16 protein-coding genes are annotated in these 17,023 nt (G+C 65.7%); 6 read left to right on the top strand and 10 right to left on the bottom strand.

Annotation, left to right across the window (positions count from 1 at the left end; translation table 11 throughout):
• From ABDJ40_RS23790 to ABDJ40_RS23765, 6 genes are all read right to left on the bottom strand, one after another.
• Positions 1-1,777 (bottom strand): SAVED domain-containing protein (locus ABDJ40_RS23790; RefSeq protein WP_347613493.1); only part of this gene is annotated, 1,777 nt, incomplete at its 3' end.
• Positions 1,689-2,591 (bottom strand): CBASS oligonucleotide cyclase, encoded by a 903-nt coding sequence (locus ABDJ40_RS23785; protein ID WP_347613491.1) that lies wholly within the window; start codon positions 2,589-2,591, stop codon positions 1,689-1,691. The genes ABDJ40_RS23785 and ABDJ40_RS23790, both read right to left, overlap by 89 nt.
• Positions 2,588-3,088, bottom strand: a complete 501-nt coding sequence (locus ABDJ40_RS23780) for an HORMA domain containing protein (protein ID WP_347613489.1) — start codon at positions 3,086-3,088, stop codon at positions 2,588-2,590. Before ABDJ40_RS23780 ends, ABDJ40_RS23785 begins: the two co-directional genes overlap by 4 nt.
• A complete protein-coding gene (locus ABDJ40_RS23775) occupies positions 3,085-3,573 on the bottom strand; it encodes a hypothetical protein (RefSeq protein ID WP_347613487.1) in 489 nt (162 codons plus the stop codon). Before ABDJ40_RS23775 ends, ABDJ40_RS23780 begins: the two co-directional genes overlap by 4 nt.
• Positions 3,570-4,466, bottom strand: a complete 897-nt coding sequence (locus ABDJ40_RS23770; protein ID WP_347613485.1) for an AAA family ATPase — start codon at positions 4,464-4,466, stop codon at positions 3,570-3,572. The genes ABDJ40_RS23775 and ABDJ40_RS23770 overlap by 4 nt, the downstream gene beginning before the upstream one ends.
• Positions 4,467-4,507: 41 nt before the next feature.
• A complete protein-coding gene (locus tag ABDJ40_RS23765) occupies positions 4,508-4,867 on the bottom strand; it encodes a hypothetical protein (RefSeq protein WP_347613482.1) in 360 nt (119 codons plus the stop codon).
• A gap of 81 nt (positions 4,868-4,948) precedes the next feature.
• Between ABDJ40_RS23765 and ABDJ40_RS23760 the strand changes: the two genes are divergently transcribed.
• Positions 4,949-5,905, top strand: a complete 957-nt coding sequence (locus tag ABDJ40_RS23760) for a WYL domain-containing protein (RefSeq protein WP_347613480.1) — start codon at positions 4,949-4,951, stop codon at positions 5,903-5,905.
• Positions 5,906-6,083: 178 nt separating this feature from the next.
• Here ABDJ40_RS23760 and ABDJ40_RS23755 read toward each other — a convergent pair whose 3' ends face one another.
• The gene (locus ABDJ40_RS23755; RefSeq protein WP_347613478.1) at positions 6,084-7,304 is read right to left on the bottom strand and encodes a tyrosine-type recombinase/integrase; all 1,221 of its coding nucleotides are present in this window, start codon (positions 7,302-7,304) and stop codon (positions 6,084-6,086) included.
• 331 nt (positions 7,305-7,635) lie between these two features.
• Between ABDJ40_RS23755 and ABDJ40_RS23750 the strand changes: the two genes are divergently transcribed.
• Complete coding sequence (locus tag ABDJ40_RS23750; RefSeq protein ID WP_347613477.1) at positions 7,636-8,514, top strand: helix-turn-helix domain-containing protein; 879 nt, start codon at positions 7,636-7,638, stop codon at positions 8,512-8,514.
• Between the two features lie 24 nt (positions 8,515-8,538).
• Positions 8,539-9,606: a serine hydrolase domain-containing protein gene (locus tag ABDJ40_RS23745; protein ID WP_347613474.1), complete on the top strand. Its 1,068-nt coding sequence runs from the start codon at positions 8,539-8,541 to the stop codon at positions 9,604-9,606.
• A gap of 12 nt (positions 9,607-9,618) precedes the next feature.
• Here the strand turns inward: ABDJ40_RS23745 and ABDJ40_RS23740 are convergent, their stop codons facing one another.
• The 3 genes from ABDJ40_RS23740 to ABDJ40_RS23730 all read right to left on the bottom strand — a co-directional run bounded on the left by ABDJ40_RS23740 (position 9,619) and on the right by ABDJ40_RS23730 (position 14,781).
• Complete coding sequence (locus tag ABDJ40_RS23740; protein WP_347613472.1) at positions 9,619-11,691, bottom strand: GGDEF domain-containing protein; 2,073 nt, start codon at positions 11,689-11,691, stop codon at positions 9,619-9,621.
• A gap of 141 nt (positions 11,692-11,832) precedes the next feature.
• Positions 11,833-13,092: a pyridoxal-dependent decarboxylase, exosortase A system-associated gene (locus ABDJ40_RS23735; protein WP_347613471.1), complete on the bottom strand. Its 1,260-nt coding sequence runs from the start codon at positions 13,090-13,092 to the stop codon at positions 11,833-11,835.
• Between the two features lie 36 nt (positions 13,093-13,128).
• Positions 13,129-14,781 (bottom strand): acyl-CoA ligase (AMP-forming), exosortase A system-associated, encoded by a 1,653-nt coding sequence (locus tag ABDJ40_RS23730; protein WP_347613470.1) that lies wholly within the window; start codon positions 14,779-14,781, stop codon positions 13,129-13,131.
• Positions 14,782-14,997: 216 nt separating this feature from the next.
• On the opposite strand from ABDJ40_RS23730, the gene ABDJ40_RS23725 reads away from it, so the two are divergent.
• Genes ABDJ40_RS23725 through ABDJ40_RS23715 form a run of 3 tightly spaced genes read left to right on the top strand, consistent with a single transcriptional unit; the run spans position 14,998 to position 17,012 of the window.
• Positions 14,998-15,231, top strand: coding sequence for an acyl carrier protein (locus ABDJ40_RS23725; protein WP_430765677.1), 234 nt, complete (start codon positions 14,998-15,000; stop codon positions 15,229-15,231).
• A gap of 33 nt (positions 15,232-15,264) precedes the next feature.
• The gene (locus ABDJ40_RS23720) at positions 15,265-16,110 is read left to right on the top strand and encodes a hydrolase 2, exosortase A system-associated (RefSeq protein WP_347613467.1); all 846 of its coding nucleotides are present in this window, start codon (positions 15,265-15,267) and stop codon (positions 16,108-16,110) included.
• Positions 16,107-17,012 carry a hydrolase 1, exosortase A system-associated gene (locus ABDJ40_RS23715; protein WP_347613465.1) on the top strand — a complete coding sequence of 302 codons (906 nt, stop codon included), beginning with the start codon at positions 16,107-16,109 and terminating at the stop codon, positions 17,010-17,012. The genes ABDJ40_RS23720 and ABDJ40_RS23715 overlap by 4 nt, the downstream gene beginning before the upstream one ends.
• Positions 17,013-17,023 lie beyond the last annotated feature (11 nt).

The raw sequence follows: 17,023 nt of genomic DNA, 5'->3' as shown, positions 1-17,023 counted from the left end.
TGGAACTTGGGTATTCTTGTCCATGGACTTCCCCTTTCAACATGGCTGCAGATTGATGATCGACACCACCAATCTTGGCGCTTTGACGCCGTTGCCTGAAGGTGGGAAGTCCCTTCGTATTCCAGATGATTGCCGGGATGGAGAGTGAAGCCTCGTAGCTGCCGCCGCGCTCTGTGTCGAAGTCAAACTCGTAAAGAGTAACTGGCTTCAAGACCTTGAGGTGTCGCCCCAAGAAGAACGCGAAGGCATATGGGCTGGAGAGAAACAGGTGCAAGCGCGGACGCTCGAATCCACTTGTACGCGTCCTGACGTCCTTCAAGTGATTTGCTAGGCGGTCCGCCAACTGGTCAGCATGGGCCCCATTGAGCACCGACACCTGTGAGGCGCCGCTGGCCAAGTTGGCGACAACCAGCCGCCCGACGCCCGATTTACTGGCAATGAATCTGCGAACATCCTGCTCGCAAGGGCGCGCAATGGACACGGCCACTGCGATATCAGCACCCCCCGTTTCCAGATCCACGTCAGTCAATTGCCAGGCAGGCCAGCTGGAATCAACGGGGGTGTCATCCGCCGCCCAGATGGCGTAGCCACCGCGAGTACGCTGCTGCAGTTCGACGGTCTTTCCTGACTTGGTATCAAGCACGACGCCAGCGGCGAACGCTAGCGTGGTGTGAGCGTCCATCGCCAAGCGCAGACGAGATTCGCCCTGCGCAGCATGGCGGACAAACGAGTCCAGCTGTGGCAGTAGATCTGTATCCCACTTGAACTCTGGCCGAATGAACCGGTCTTCAAAGTGACGCAGCAGGTTCAGAACGTCGTCGCACCGTGCCTCAAGGCGGTCAAAACCATGCTCGAAGGACTTGACGCCAAAGACCTTGACCGGTTGAGGCGCTTGGTCGGCGAAAAGCATCTCGTCACTGCAGGCCTCGCGGAAGGACTTGGCGTCAAATTGGTTCCTGCCCTGCGCAAGCCAGTCGTATGGCAGCTGGTCGTAGTGCGTTGAGCTGACGCCTGAATCACTGGGCTGCAAGCCATACGCATGGAGCGCGGTATCCATCTTCTGCCGGAAATCGTCCAGTGACTCGGACACCGACGTCAAAGCCAGACGCTCTACGAAGGGGCGCAGCGCATCATCGTCCATTCCCAGATGGCTACGCCAGACCTCACGCGCCTGCCAATACTGGCTATTCCTTCTAACCCCCTGGAAGAACTCCTCGATCTTCAGCATGTGGTGCTGCTGCTCGACGACCTTGTAAAGCACGTCGTCCGTGTGAATCCTGTGGTTGGTCATCAGGCGGATCCGTGACTCCTGACCTTTCGCCTGGTCGCTCAAAAAGGCATCACGCGCTCGCTGCAGGAGGGACGTAGTCGTAGCGCCCGAATACGCCGGCAAGGTCAGGTCTACGTGCGTAAACGTTCCGTTGGCAACGTGCCACTTGCACTGAAAACGTTCAACTTGAAGTCGACGGCCAAACCGGTCGATCAGGCCGCGGCCGGGCTCGTACTCCACCCAGACGTCGTCGAAGCCCTGAGGCCCCGACTCGAAGCCGACGCGACGGACTGTCGGGGATGCCTTCAGAAGCTGCACCGCGTAAGTCCAGAAAATCCGCGCCTGGAACGCTTGCCCGTACCGTAGTGTGTTGACCGCCTGCGTCATCTGTTCTGTTGCCTTCTTGGTGCTTGAAAGTTCAGCTGAGCGGGAACATTGGACCGAACAAGTCTCGCCAAGCCCGCAGCGCTTCGCCGTTCTTACCTTGACGGACAAGGTGGATCGCATGGTCAGCTTCCCGAGCAGCAGCCGTCAGCAGCTTTTGGGCACGCTCAACCCGAGCAGCATCCATAGAGCCGCTGATGGGTGGGCCAAGCTGAGCCGGGTCGGCCCAAGTCTCTCCGATGCGGCCGGCGAGCGTTGCGAAGAAAGACTGAATCTCTCGGTCGAACTGCCCTCCCCAGCCGCCATGCAGGCATTCAAGCGCCATCACCTCAATGAGGAACGATGGCTTCACGGGCTTCTCACCGTGCTTGGGGTTGTTGTTCCAGTACTTGACCATGCGCACTAACCCCTTCCACTCATTGGAGTAGGCTTGGTGCGCGTCCACCGCCTTCTGCGCGTGAATCTTCGGATTGGTCTTGATCCACTTGCCGGTGTCGCCGTCCGGGATTTCATAGTCGTCACCGCTCTTGAAGGCAGGAACGACGTCGATGCTTAGCACCTTGTAGTCAGTCTTGTCATCCTCTTTGACTTCAACGCCGAAGTCGACGTTGATGGAGCGGCTCTGGCGACGGACGGCCTTCTCTCCGTACTTCTCAACGAGCGCAGCCTTGTAGTCGTCAAGGACAACACTGGCTGCCTTCTCGCGGTACGCCTTCTCTGACTCCTTCATGGGAAAGAAGATGTCGATGTCCTTGAGCGGCTTCGTCTTTGTGTAGCGGGCATAGGAGCCAGTGAGGAAGTCGCCCTCAATGTCGAACTTGGTGTGCAGGTACTCCCGCACCTCCTTGTGCTTCGCCGAGGCGTTGTCCTGCTCTTTCTGATTCAGCTCCAGGCGGCTTTTGAACTTGCGGAAGGCTTCATCAATGGATAGGGTCATTTCGTCCTCCAGTAACTCGTGCTTGCGCTCAGGCCGCTGTGCTCGACGCCAGTACCAATGCATTGACGGACCATGCCATCGGTCGACCTGAACTGAGTTGCAGACCAGCCTTCCACGTCGGGCCGGCCCGCCTTGTTCTTCACCAAGACGCGGTAGAGCGCTTCTGATGGCGACAATCCAAGCTTCTTGATTGCGTAGCGCAAGCCTTCGGTGTCGACCCAGAAGCTGCCCGCATCAGAAGACCAGGCGTACGACACGGCAACATCCCAGCGCGTGATAAGCGCGTCCGTCTTCGGGTGGTAAATTTCCAGGGTGACGAATTCGAGGTGCTCGGTATCGATCCAGCGCTTGATGCCGGCGTGCAGCACCTTGTGGTCCCCGGCTAGCTTTTGAGGATCCAGACCGGTCTGCACCAGTACATCCTTGAAGGTCTTCAGGATGTTGTCAGTGACATAGCTCACCGAGTGCGAATAGGAATAGACGGCAACGGCGCTCATGATTTCAGGAACTCGCTGGTGTCAAAGGAGAAGTCAGCAGACGCCTTCCTGGTGTCCTCGGACGAGTCGGAGTCGCCAAGCTTGGAGGCCATGTCCCGAACCGTGATGCGCGTACTAATTGCTCTAAGGGAGCGTTCGACCCACGCGAGGTCTTCCGTGAGGCATGGCAGCGAGATAGCCCAATCGCCCTGGAGAGGGTCGTGACCTAGCGCGTCCTCTTTGGCGTCGCTGCCATCAATCGCATCCTCGTCGTAGAGGCAGTAGATGCGCGTTCGCGGACCATCGCAGGTGACCACGATGGCTGCGTCTTGAGGTGCCATCTCAGTAAGGATGGAGCTGGCCATGCCTGAGACCGAAAGCAGTTCGTCACGCTTGACGCCCGACTTCCCCTGGGTCAGCAGGTCGACGATGAATTCCCAAGTCTCGACTGAATCCCGGTGCGGTGAACCGCGCACGACGCGCTTCACGACGGTTGCTGTGCTCATTGGTTGCCCTTCCGGCGCACGGCCTGGGCCATGACCAGCGACTCAGCAAGATCCGCCAGAGTCAACTTCGTAGGCTCGACCGCTACCTCTTTGCGAAAAGCCAGCGCGTTGGCCACGACCTTGCGCAGCGTCCGACCGTCAAGGCCGACGGCTTGCTCGACCACGGCCTTGAAGCCCTTTTCCATCGGCAGCTTCTCGATCCCCTGGAAGGTCTGCCCCAAGGCCGTCAGGCACTCGGTCAGGATCTGCTCACAGGCATCGCGGTTGGGAAGCGGAACCTCGAGCACCAGGTCGCAGCGCGACGTGAAGGCGGCATCGACCGCCTGCGGGAAGTTGCTGGTTGCAATAAACAGGATGTTGCTGAACTGCTCCGCCAGGGCGTCCAACTGCACGAGGACCGCGTCGGTGGCTCGCATCACGTCGACCGGGTTGGCGTCCATACTCAGCTTGGAGCGGTCCACCGCCAGGGTCTCCACTTCGTCCAGTAACACAATGACCGGCCCGCGCCCAGCCGCCTCTGCCACCGTCTGAGAGAACAGTTCAGAAACGGCCTTTTGGGTCTTACCCATCATTGCACTGCCGAGCGCGTGAGGGTCAACCTCCAGCAAGTGGAAGCCGGCCTTCGACATCAGCGTCGCTACTTCATTTGCCAGCCCGCGGGCCAGCGATGTCTTGCCCGTCCCGGGCTGCCCCACGAGCAGGATGGCGCCATGCAACGGCAGCACCGTCCGACTAACCTTTGAACGGACCGTGAAGTTCACTATCGCCTGGGAAACAAGGCGCGACTTGATGCCTTCGTCAACAACAATTGACTTCCACAGGTCTGCCAGACCTCTTTCAGGCAGCTTGACGACACGTTGGATGCCCTTGGGAGTTTCGGATTGGTTCGACATCAGTTCTTCTGAGATTCAAGGTAGATGATTACGCAAACGCCCTACGCACTCTGGTAGCGGTCCAGACGCTTGCCTATGAGGGAAAGGAAGAAACCCAGCATCCCTATGGCAAGGACCAAAACGAATGCCAACGGGTGTTCAGGACCCCACCAAGTTGGCACTTCTGGCAGCACTTTGGCCAGCGTCTGCGGTGTCCCCTGCTGCAGACCGGCCGGGACGGCGGTGATGACTTGGCCGACGGCACCTACGAGGCACCAATACACCGCCAGGTGAATCAAAAAGCGCCCCGCACCGAGCAAACGCCCCCGCTGATAGAAGTAGTCAGCAACCCATTCCACCGCCACCACCCTCCATTCGAGCTCACCAGGAAGCATCATTGCGATGCCATGATAGGCAATCATATATCACTAGTCATGCTAAATTTGATTAGATGATCGTAATTCTGGGATCAGATGAAGTGGCGCCTTAGGTATCATCTATACATGGACGCCCATTCCAGCCCCAAACCATCCCCGTCTCTCGAGGTTCTGACCCGAGCTCAACGGGAGCGGCTGTCTCACATCGATTTCACACTACTGTTCCTTGGGGAGCTCCGGCGAGCAGACGTCATCTCCAAGTTTGAGACAGCCCCAGCTGGCGTCACGCGAGACATCGCTATGTATCGCGCCCTTGCCCCGGACAACCTTGAGTTCGACAGCGCAGGCAAGCTCTATCGGCCCAGCCCTAAGTTCAAACCACTGTTTGACCATCCGCCTCTACGCGCACTTGCGACGCTCTCTCAAGGATTCAGCCAGATCGAAGAGGAGAAGGGTTCGCAAGTCATCCCCTGCGAGTTCCCCTCCACGCTCAGTGCTCCCTCAGTGGATGTTCTTGCCCCAATCACACGTGCGATTCACCGAGGCAAAGCCGTCTCTTTGACCTATCACTCGGTGAGCAGTGGCGCGACTCGTCGAGAGCTAGTTCCTCTCGCACTTGTAGATAACGGAGTCCGCTGGCATGTTCGAGCTTTCGACCGCCTGAAGCAGCACTTCACCGACTTCGTCCCTACGCGGATGGAAGGTGTCGAGGTTCTCGAAACCAGCCCTGTCGGCCGCGAAGAGCGTGCCGACCAAGATGTTCAGTGGAGTCGAATCATCGAGCTGAAGCTAGTTCCTCATCCGAACCACCCTCGCCCTGAGATCGTTCTCATGGACTATCCGATGCGCGATGGCGTGCTGACGGTCAGAGTCCGCTCAGCCAACGTTGGTTATATGCTCAGACGTTGGAACGTGGACTGTTCTCCCGACCATCACCTCCGAGGTCTTGAGTACATGCTTTGGCTACAAGATCCGTTGTCACTTTATGGATCGCCCAACGCGACGATCGCGCCGGGATACCAAGATCCAAAAGTTCAGCTGACCAAGCAAAACACAGAAGCAAGCGCAACAGGGGCGTCCTGACGGAAGGCTAGGAAGCAATCGGCGCAGATGCACGTCCAGCAGGCCCGTTCGCCAAGCCGGAAACTTAGCATGTGCCAACCTATCGCTCCACGCGGCGCCAGGGCTTGCGCACGCTGCGTGCCGTTTCGGCGCCTTCAGGTCGGTATGCAACGACCGACGCTCGACTAGGTGGGCACAGTCAGCCTCGAATTGCGGAGTCTTCCAAGAACTTCGCCCAATCCGCCATCAGCCCACGACGCCTTTCAAACTGGTCTGAACGCAGATACGCAGCCTCCACCTGATCTTCATTGACGTGTGCCAACGCCGTCTCACAGACCTGCGCCGCATAGTTGGTCTGTTCTGCAGCCCAGTCACGGAACGTCGACCGGAAGCCATGCATGGTGCAACCAGCCTCCAGGCGCCGCAGCAGCTGCGTGAACACCATGTCGCTGAGCTTGAGGCCGCGAGGACTTGGAAAGACCAGCATCTCGTTGCTGGAGAGCTCGCGTGCCCGCTTGAGAATCGCCACCGCGCTGGGGCTCAAGGGCACTCGGTGCACCCGCCCTGCCTTCATTCGTTCTGCTGGAATGACCCACACTTTGTTGTCCAGGTGGATCTCATCCCACATGGCTCCCCGTGTCTCGCCTGAACGGGCCGCCGTCAACACGGTGAACAGGAATGCAAGCTTCACGATGTCACTCGCACTGCTGTCCCTGACGCGAACCAGCAATGCGCCAGCCTCTGCGTAGGGGCACGCCTCGTGGTGCTTTTCCTCAACTTTGACAGCTGGCAGATGCGTCTGCACGAAGTCCCAGAAGTCGGAAGGAAGTGGCTCACGATGCCTGGCTGCAGCAGACCACACCAGCACTTTCTTGATCCGCTGAAGCACTCGCGTGGCAGTCTCGTGCTTGGTCGTCCAGATCGGCAGCACTGCCTTGACGACGGCATCGCCCGTTATCTCAGAGACCGGCCATTCCCCAAACGTGGGATAGGCGTAGGTCTCCAGTGTGCTGAGGAACTGTGCTGAATGCTTGGCGTTCTTCCATGCTGCGGCGTTCTTCTCGTGGAACAGCTCGGCGCATTGCTTGAAGGTCCTACTCGTCTCCTGCTTCTGCGCCAAGGCACGGCGTTCGGCATTGCGCTGCTCGATGGGATCTATGCCCTGGTCCAGCAAGCGCCGCAGCTCATCTGCACGTTGCCGGATTGACGTGAGGTCCCAGTTGTCGGCCGAGCCCAGACCCATTTCACGACTACGCTTGTTCAGCATGTAGCGGAACACCCATGACCGCCCGCCGGTCGCCGTAACCTGGAGATAGAGCCCCCCACCGTCATGGTGGTAGCCAGGGGTCCTGAACAATTTGGGCAGGCTGACGGCAGAGATTCGCTTTCTGTCTCTTGCGGAAGATGTTCTTGTACCCACGGGTGTACCCACAATTGAAATCTGAGATGCGGTGGACCTTTGGAGAACCGATGGTGCCGCCAAGCGCCGCTAAGCTGTTGATTTGCAATTGTGTATGAGCATTGCTGCCATCCGGCGAAGACTCATGGAAATGGCGAATGGCGGACGCCCTCTCCGCCAAGAACCACGCAAGAACGGGCCCTCTGGGCCCGTTTTTCGTTTCCGGGGCACGGGGGCCAAATTGGGGACACGTGGGGCCGATAGGGTCGGCACGCCGTGCTCAGCCGCAAGCAGGTCATACTCGCGTCGCCCTCACGATGGACCCCGGGGGTGACGCACAGACACACCCCGCATGCTTTCATCGCCTTCCACGATGCCGTCGCAGGCGCCAGCCCTGACTGGCCTCGGCGTCAAGGGCGCCGCGCTGCACCAGCAGGCCACCGCCGAACTCGCCGTCGCGCTGCTGCGCCCCACCGTCCCTGAGCACGAGATTCACCAGCACCAGCATGCGGACATGCACCTGGTGCTGCTGCTGGCAGGGACTTACGTCAGTGATGCGGCCGGCATGCCCGCCCTGTGCACCGGGCCTGCCGTCATCCTGAATCCGCCCGGCACCGAGCATCGCGACCGCTTTCGCTCTCACGACGGCCTGTTCCTGACGGTGACGATGCCCGCCGCCGTGCTGGAGCGCCTGAGCGATGGCCGCTCGATCGGCGATGAGCCGCGCCGGCTGCCGCGGCGCTCGCTGTCATGCGCGCTGTCGCTGCTGCCCGAGGTCCGGCGCTGGGAGCCGGCATCCCCGCTCGCCATCGAGACCATCGTCACCGAACTGGTGGCGGACGCGCTGCCGCGGCCTCTGCCAAAGGTCGGCGACAAGCTCCAGCGTGTCCTGGACCGCCTGGAAGCCGACGGCCTGCCCGTCCCCACGCTGGAGGAGCTCGCCTCGATCGCCGATCTGCACCCGGTCTACCTGGCACGAGCCTTCCGCAAGCGCCATGGCATCGCCCCCAGCGACTATCTGCGCAGGCTGCGGCTGCACAGGGCGGTGTCGCTCATCGTGCGACGTCGCCCCTTGAGCTTCGTCGCCACGGAGCTCGGCTTCTTCGACGAAAGCCATCTGCACCGCTGCTTCGTGGCGGAGTTCGGCATCACGCCGGGGGCGTTCCGGCAGCTCGCACTCAGCCGCGCCGAGGTTTCCCATGTACAAGATGCCCGTCTGCGGCGCCGATAGCATCAGGGCACACAAGGACCCCTCATGCATCGCACCCTACTCTGCTTCACCCTCGCTGTGGCCTCGCTCACCGCTGCCACCGACGCTGCCACGGCGCAGACGGCCCCGCCCGCCCGCTTCGAGCAGGCCCAGAAGAACGTCGAACAGGGCCGCTACAAGGCCATCACCAGCATCCTGGTCGCCCAGGAGGGCCAGGTGGTGTACGAGCACTACTTCGACGCCGAGGGCACCGAAGCGCGCCGCAACACCCGCTCGGCCACCAAGACGGTAGCCGGCATGCTGGCGGGCCTGGCCGTCGCGGACGGCCGCATGAGCGGCAGCTCGCGAATCTTTGACCTGCTGCCGGCGCAGCGTCGCGCCCGGATGCAGCATCCGGATCCACGCAAGCTGGCGATCAGCGTCGAGGACCTGTTGACGATGTCCTCGCTGGTCGAGTGCAACGACGACAACCAGTTCTCCCGCGGCAATGAGGAGCGCATGTACCTCGTCGAGGACTGGGTGCAGTTCTATGCGGACCTGCCGGTGCAGGGCTTCCCCGCCTGGATGCCCAAGCCGGCGGACTCGCCGCACGGCCGCAGCTTCCGCTATTGCACCGCCGGCGTGACCACGCTGGGGGACGTCATCCAGAGCGCCGTGCGGGAACCGCTCGACGCCTACGCCCAGCGCCGCCTGTTCGATCCCCTGGGCATTCACGCCCCCGAGTGGCAGCACTCGCCGCTGGGGCTCGCCCAGGCCGGGGGCGGGCTGGGCCTGCGCACTCGCGACCTCTGGAAGCTCGGCCAGCTCTACCTGGATGGCGGACGGGCCGGGGGCCAGCAGCTCATCCCCGCGGACTGGGTCCGACGCTCGCTGGCCCCGCAGGCTGTGGCGCGCGAGGATGCCGACTACGGCTACTTGTGGTGGCTGATGAAGATCCCCTTCGGCGCCTCGACCCTCACGGCGCCCACGATGGCGGGCAACGGCGGCAACGCGGTCTTCCTCCTGCCCGAGAAGCGCGCCGTGATCGTGATCACCACGACCAACTTCAACGAGCGGCAGCCCCACCTCCACACCTTCAAGCTGCTGACCCAGGACCTGCTGCCGGCACTCTAGGCCGCGCGTCGGTCAATCGCCCGGCTCTGCCGAACTGCGCAGGCCCAGCAGCCCGGCCTCCAGCGACTGCGCCAGGGGCTGCTGCAGCGCCTGCCTCAAGGACTCCGGCGTTGCCAGCCCCTGGTTCGACAGCATCACCCAGCGGTTGCGGCCGGCGCGCTTGCCCTCGTAGAGCGCGAGGTCGGCCAGCTCGACCAGCTCGGGCCACAGGCCAGGATCACTGCCGGGCATGAAGGGCAGACATACCGCCCCGACGGTGCAAGTGACAGGCAGCGCGTCGCCGCGCTGGAGCGCAAAGGGGCTGCCGTTGATGGCCTCCAGGATGCGCGTGGCGAGCTGGGAGCCGTGCTGGGCGGTGTCGAGCCGGGCGACCAGCAGGAACTCCTCGCCGCCCCAGCGCACCAGCAGGTCCGTGTCTCGCGTCACGGCCTGGAGGCGCCGTGCCAGCTCGACCAGCACCTCGTCCCCCACGCCATGGCCGAAGCGGTCGTTGACAGACTTGAAGTGGTCGACATCAAAGAGATAGAGGCCCAGCGCCGCCTCCGGGTGCCGGTGCCGCGCCCGCTCCAGGGAGGCCAGCTCGCGCCCGACCTGCTGCTCCAGGAAGCGACGATTGCCCAGCTGGGTCAGCGTGTCGACCAGGCTCATGCGCTCGAACTGCTCGGCCAGCCTCTTCTTCGAACGCCAGCTCAGGCCGATCAGCAGCAGCACGGCCAGCAGCAGCAAGGACAGCGCGATGAAGGTGGTCTGGCGCTGGGCTGCGGTGGCATCGCGCTCGCGCTGCAGCGCCTGCTGCTGCTCGAGGACCAGGCTCTTGAACTCCGACTCGCGCTGCAGCCGGCGCAGCTCGGCATTGGAGGCCGCCGTGGAACCGCGGCGGCGCAGCTGGGGCTCCAGCTTCTCGAGGAACAGGGTGCGCAGGCCCTTCAGTCCGGCGAGTGCGATCGCGGGATCGTCGATATGGGACAGGCGCTTGTAGACGTCCAGCTGCACCTCGGTGGCGGTGTCAGGGTGCAGGCTCAGGCAGTCGCTCAAGGCATGCCCGGGCTGCAGGCGGCGGCCGGCCAGCTGCCGGTAGCAGCTCAGGTACTGCCGCACGGCGGGAGCAGCGTTGCCGGTGCCCTCCCGACCGGCGCGCGCCAGGTAGGCACGGGCGCGCTCGTTCTGGCGCAACTCGGCCGCAGCCAGCGCGGCGAAGGCCAGCGCATCCTCGGTATAGGGATTGGGCTCGGCCAGCACCCGATCGAAGTGCTGAAGGGCGTTGGCATAGTCGCCCAGATGCAGCGCATAGGCGATGCCGCGGTTGAACTCGGTGAGCTGCATGCTTTCGCGCAGCACGGCCTTGTCGATGTCGCCCGTGGGCTCCTCCAGCATCCGCGCCAGGCGCTCGCGGTTGCTGGCCAGCAGCGCGATGCCCTTGCGGACATAGCCCTCGTCTCCATTGACGATGTAGCTGGTCGCCGTGTTCATCATCAGGTCGGTCAGCAGCCCCACATCGCTGACCGGCGCCGCCGCCAGCGCGGCCTCCAGATTCTCGAAGGCGCCGCCGATGTCCCCGAGCTCCGACTGCCGCCAGGCGATCTCCTGCAGCAGCAGCGCCTCCATGCCGGGATTGCGGCGGCTGCGCGCTTCCTGGGTCAGCAACAGCAGCTGCGGCAGCTGATCCTGCGGGCCGGACTTCGTGGCGAGGATGCAGTGCGCCCGGAACAGGAGATCTTCCGCCAGCGGCGGATGCTGGCGGCACAGGGAAGCCGCCTCGGCGTGACGGTTGGCGAAGTAGTACTCGCTGAACAGCAGGCGCTGACTGCGGTAGCGCTCCGGGGCGTCGAGCGATCCTGCCAGGCGCGTCTGCAGCCAGCGCAGCCGGGCCTCCAGCGAGGGTTCGTCGGCATAGACCGCTGGCGGCGCCGGCAGCGCACGCACCTGCTCGAAAGTGAGCGCAGCCCGCACTTGGGAAGGCCCTTGGGAGGGCACCTGGGCCAGCACTTGGGCCTGCACCTGCGACACCGCCAGGCCGGCCAGCAGCAGGCTCAGGCCCGCAGCGACAAGCCGGGCAGCAGGCCGGCCGCTCTTGCAGACGGGCACGGGCGCAGTCGTGATGAGCGGTTCAACAGCCAAGTTTCGCGACCTGGGACAGGACAAGCAGGGCTTGCCATGGTAGGCCGCAGCCCTTCCTGCGCCAGGCCGCGGGGTCGCCGGCTCCGTGCGATCCTGCCGTTCTTCAGCTCAGACCAGCACTTCCAGGCAGCCCGGATGCCCGAGGAAGCCCTGCGGGCTCGCGCTGGCCCCATAGGCCCCCGACTGGTAGACCACCACCAGGTCCCCCTCCTGGGCCACCGGCAGCATCATGCGTTCGGCCAGCAGGTCCAGCGGCGTGCACAGCGGGCCCACCACATGGACGGACTCGGTGGCCGGTTCGCCCATGCGGTTGCCGATGGCCACGGGGTAGTTCTTGCGGATCACCTGCCCGAAGTTGCCGGATGCAGCCAGGTGGTGGTGCAGGCCGCCATCGGTCACGAGAAAGACCTGACCCCGTGACACCTTGCGGTCCAGCACGCGGGCCACATAGAGCCCCGCCTCGCCCACCAGATAGCGCCCGAGCTCCAGCACCAGGTGCGCCTCGGGCATCTCGCGCCCTGCCCTGGCCTGCAGCTCGGCCAGGTTGGCGGCCACGGGGCCCAGGTCCAGCGGCTGCTCGCCGGGGAAATAGGGAATGCCGAAGCCACCGCCCAGGTTGAGGTGGCGCACGGGCGCAGGCGCGTCAGCGGCCAGGCGCAGGGCCAGCTGGTAGCTCAGGCGCTGAGCCTCGCAGATCGCCTCGGCACGCAGGTTCTGCGAGCCCGCGAAGAGATGGAAGCCCTCGAACTGCAGCCCCAGGCGGCCGATCTCGGCCAGCAGGCGCGGCACTTCCTCGGCATCGACCCCGAACTGCCTGGGTCCGCCGCCCATGCGCATGCCCGAGCCCTTGAGTTCGAAGTCCGGGTTCACGCGCACGGCCACGCGCGCCGGTCGGCCCAGGTCCTGCGCGGCCTGCGCCAGCAGCGGCAGCTCGCGGAAGGACTCCACGTTGACCAGCACGCCCGCCGCCACCGCGGCCTGCAGCTCCTGCGCCCGCTTGCCTGGCCCCGCAAAGCTCATGTGCCGCGGATCCGCCCCCTGGGCCAGCGCCACCTGCATCTCGCCGGCGGAGGCCACGTCGATGCCGTCCACCAGGCCCACCATGCAGGCCACCAGGGCCGGCAGGGGGTTGGCCTTCATCGCGTAATGAAGGTGAAGGCCCGCCGGCAAGGCCTCGCGCAGCGCAGCCACGCGGGCTTGCAGAAGGGATCGCTCGTAGACGTAGAAAGGCGTCTGGCCGAGCGAGGCCGCCAGCTCGCTCAGCGGCCGTCCCCCGACGATGAGCTCATGGCCCCGGACCGGGAACTGGTGCATCGGCGCATGCACCGGCAGGGCACGGGCGGGGGTGGCGGCGGAGGGTGTGTCCATGAAGGCGAAGGGCAGGAAGGGATGAGAACGGCGCGATCACGCCTCGGCCGACCCGGCCTGCTGCTGCAGGCGCTTGCGGTCGATCTTGCCATTGGGATTGCGCGGCAGCGGGCCGCTCACGGGCAGCAGGCGCGCCGGCACCAGATAGGCCGGCATGTGCTTCTTGCAGAAGGCCAGCAGCGCCGCTGGATCAGCCTCAGCGCCCTCGGGCGGGCAGAACACCACCTCGATGCACTGACCCAGCTGCTCGTGCGGCAGGCCGTAAGCGGCGCATTCGCCCACCAGGCCGGAGCGGTACAGCAACTCCTCCACCTCCACCGGGCTGACGCGGTAGCCGGAGGTCTTGATCATCTCGTCGCGCCGGCCGATGAAGTAGAGAAAGCCCTCGGCATCGCGCCGCACGGTGTCGCCGGAGAACACGGCGTACTCGGGCAGCTGCAGGCCGGCCTCGCGCCCGCCCACGCCTGCGGGCAGGGGCTTGTAGCGCTCGGCGGTCTTTTCGGCGTCGTTCCAGTAGCCCAGGCCGACCAGGGGCCCCCGGTGCACCAGCTCGCCGGGCTCCTCGGGATCGCAGAGGCTGCCGTCCTCGCGCAGCACCAGGATCTCTGCATTGGGGATGGCCTGGCCGATGGAATCGGGCCGGCGGTCCACCTCGGCGGGCGGCAGATAGGTCGAGCGGAAGGCCTCGGTGAGGCCGTACATCAGGAAGGGCGCGGCCTGCGGCAGGCGTTCGCGCAGGCGGTCCAGGGTCTCGCGCGGCATGCGGCCGCCCGTATTGGCGAAGTAGCGCAGGCTGCGGCCCGCGCCCTCGGGCCAGGCCAACTGGGTCAGCTGGATGTACAGCGGCGGCACGGCGGTGAGGCCGGTGATGCCCTCCCGGTCCAGCGCCTTCAGCACGTCCCGCGGCATCAGGTAGTTCAGCAGCACCACCTTGGCGCCCACCAGAAAGCCCGTCGTCAGCTGGCTGAAGCCGGCATCGAAGGACAGGGGCAGCGCCGCCAGCAGCACATCGCCCGCATGATTGCCCAGGTACTGCGCCACGCTCTGCGCGCCCAGCACCAGATTGCGGTGGGACAGCACCACGCCCTTGGGCTTGCCGGTGCTGCCGGAGGTGTAGAGGATGGCGGCCATGTCGCTGTCCAGCACGGGCGCGACGGCCTCCTGCGGTTGCGCCCCCTGCAGCTCGGTCCAATCGTGCAGGCGCAGCGCGGGCGGCAGGACCAGCCCCGCGGGCGGCGCATCGACCAGCAGCACCTCGCGCAGGGCCGGGCAGTCCGGCAACACCTCGGCCAGGGACTGCAGACGCGCCCCGGCGGTGACCAGCACGCGCACATCGCAGTCCCGCAGGATGTGTGCCACCTGCTCGGCCTTCAGCACCGGATTGACCGGCACGAACACCGCCCCCACCCCGCCCGCACCGAAGCAGGCGATGACGAACTCCTGGCGCTTGTCCAGGTAGACCGCCACCCGCTCCCCGCGAGACACGCCCCGGGCGGCCAGCCAGCCCCCCATCAGGTGTAACTGTTGTGACAGGCTGCCGTAATCCAGGCTGCCGCCCTCCCCGCCCAGGGCCACGGCCGCGGGCCGGCACAGCGCCTGGTGGTGGACGAGGTCGGCGAGCAGCCGGGGCGTGCGAAAGCCCGGCTGGCCGGGGGTGTTGGCAGGGGCTGGGGCGGCAGTCTCTTGCATGATGCGGCGATTGTCCCCGAGTCCGGGGGCGGCCCAGCACTCGCGGGAGGCCTGCGCCGCGGGCCGCCTCCCTTGGGATGAGGGGGCCCGCCCCCCGGGATCTGGACAGCGCCCCCGGGTAAGATTCGGCCGCCTTCCCCGGCACCCTCTCCGGCGCCTGGCCCTGCCCAGGCGCCCTTTTCCTTTTCCGGTCGTCCCATGTCCCCAGCCTCTCACGTGCTCCGCCTCCTCGACGAAACGCTCGGCCTCCAGGGCCGCGCCGCGCAGTTCGATGCGCAGACGCCCCTGCTGGGCGCCCTGCCCGAACTGGACTCCATGGCCGTGGTGAGCCTGATCACCGCGCTGGAGGAACAGCTGGGCATCAGCATCGGCGACGACGAGATCGACGGCCAGACCTTCGCGACTGTGGGCGCCCTGACCCGCTTCGTCGAGGCCAAGCTGGCGGCCTGAGGCCGGGCCAGCCTGTCCGCCCCCGCACCGAACATGGACGCCGCCACAGCCTTCTTCCTGGAGAGCCGTGACGGCAGCCTGCGCTACCTGAGCCTCTTCAAGCCCGCCGCCGGCACCCCTGCCCGCGGCCTGGTGCTGCTGGTCCCGCCCTGGCTGGAGGAGCTCAACCGCAGCCGCCGCATGCTCGCCCTGGGCGCCGATGCCCTGCGCCAGGCCGGCTTCACCGTGCTGTGGCCCGATCTCTTCGGCTGCGGTGACAGCGCCGGCGAGCACGGCGAAGCCCGCTGGCAGACCTGGCTGGACGACCTGGACCTGGCCCTGCAGCGGCTGCGCCAGGAAGGCGAGCCGGACAGCCCGCTGTGGCTGTGGAGCCTGCGCAGCGGCGCCCTGCTGGCCAGCGATTTCGCTCAAGCCCGCCAGCTCGCCTGTCACTGGCTGATGTGGCAGCCCCAGCCCAGCGGCGAGCAGGTTTTGCAGCAGTTCCTTCGCCTGCGCCTGGCCGCCGACATGAGCCGCACCGTGCGCAGCTACGCCGACACCACCGCCATGCGCCAGGCCCTGCAGGCCGGCCAGGCTCTGCATGCCGCAGGCTATGTGGTCCGCCCCGAGCTGGCCCTGCCCCTGGCCGCGACCCAGCTGAAGCCGCCCGGCGGCGTGGCCGGCGCCCGCCTGGTGTGGTGCGAGATGGCCAGCGCGGCCACGCAGACCCTCGGGCCCGCCAGCCGCCAGCACATCGAAGCCTGGCGCACCGCCGGCTACCAGCCCAGCACCATCTGCGTGCAGGGCCCGCAATTCTGGGCCAGCCAGGAAGTGACCCTCAGCCAGGGCCTCATCGAAGGCAGCCTGCGCGCCCTGTGCGCCGAAGAGGCCTTCGCATGAGCGCCCGCTCCGCCGTGATCGAGCAGGTCTGCCCGGTTTGCTGCGAAGGCCTGCGTCTGCCCGGCATCCTGAGCCTGCCCCAGGGCGGCTCGCCGCGCCTGGGCGTGATCGTGCTGGTCGGCGGCCCGCAGTACCGTGTGGGCGCCCACCGCTTCTTCGTCAGCCTGGCCCGCCATCTGGCCGGGCAGGGCGCGGCGGTCCTGCGTTTCGACCACCGCGGCATGGGTGATGCACCCGGCGAGGCCGTCGGCTTCGAGCAGCTGGACCCCGAGATCGACGCCGCCATCGCCGCCCTCCAGCGGGCCTGCTCGAGCGTGGAGCGCGTGCTGCTGTGGGGCCTGTGCGATGGGGCCTCGGCCGCCCTGCTCCATGCCCGCCGGGGCGACGCCCGCGTGGCCGGCCTGCTGCTGGCCAACCCGTGGGTGCGCAGCGAGCGCAGCCTGGCCCAGGCCCGCACCCGCCACTACTACCCCGCCCGGCTCGTCAGCGCCGATTTCTGGCGCCGGCTGTTCGGCGGCCAGGTGCGCTGGAGCAGCCTGCGCGCGGCCCTGGGCGCCATGGGGCGAAGCGTTGCCGCCGCCGAGGACACCGGCGATTTCCGCAGCGGCATGCGCGAGGGCCTGGCCCGCATACTGGACCAGCACGGCCGCGTGACGTGCCTGCTGTCCGGCGCCGACCTCACGGCGCAGGAATTCACCGAGACCTTGCGCGAGCCCGGCTGGGCCGCGCAGGCCAGCCGCTCCGGCTTCAGCCAGCAGGTGCTGGACGGGGCCGACCATACTTTTTCCGATCCCGAGCACCGGGCCGCCGCGCTGAACCTCAGCGCGCAGTGGCTGCAGGACTTCCTGGCCGCCCCGGCCATGCCCTGCACCCACCCGGCCGAGGATCCCGCCGTCATCTGATTCAAGAGGGA

This window comes from Roseateles flavus, from assembly GCF_039872765.1.
GTDB lineage: Bacteria > Pseudomonadota > Gammaproteobacteria > Burkholderiales > Burkholderiaceae_C > Roseateles_B > Roseateles_B flavus.
This window is presented reverse-complemented; position numbering and strand designations above follow the sequence as displayed.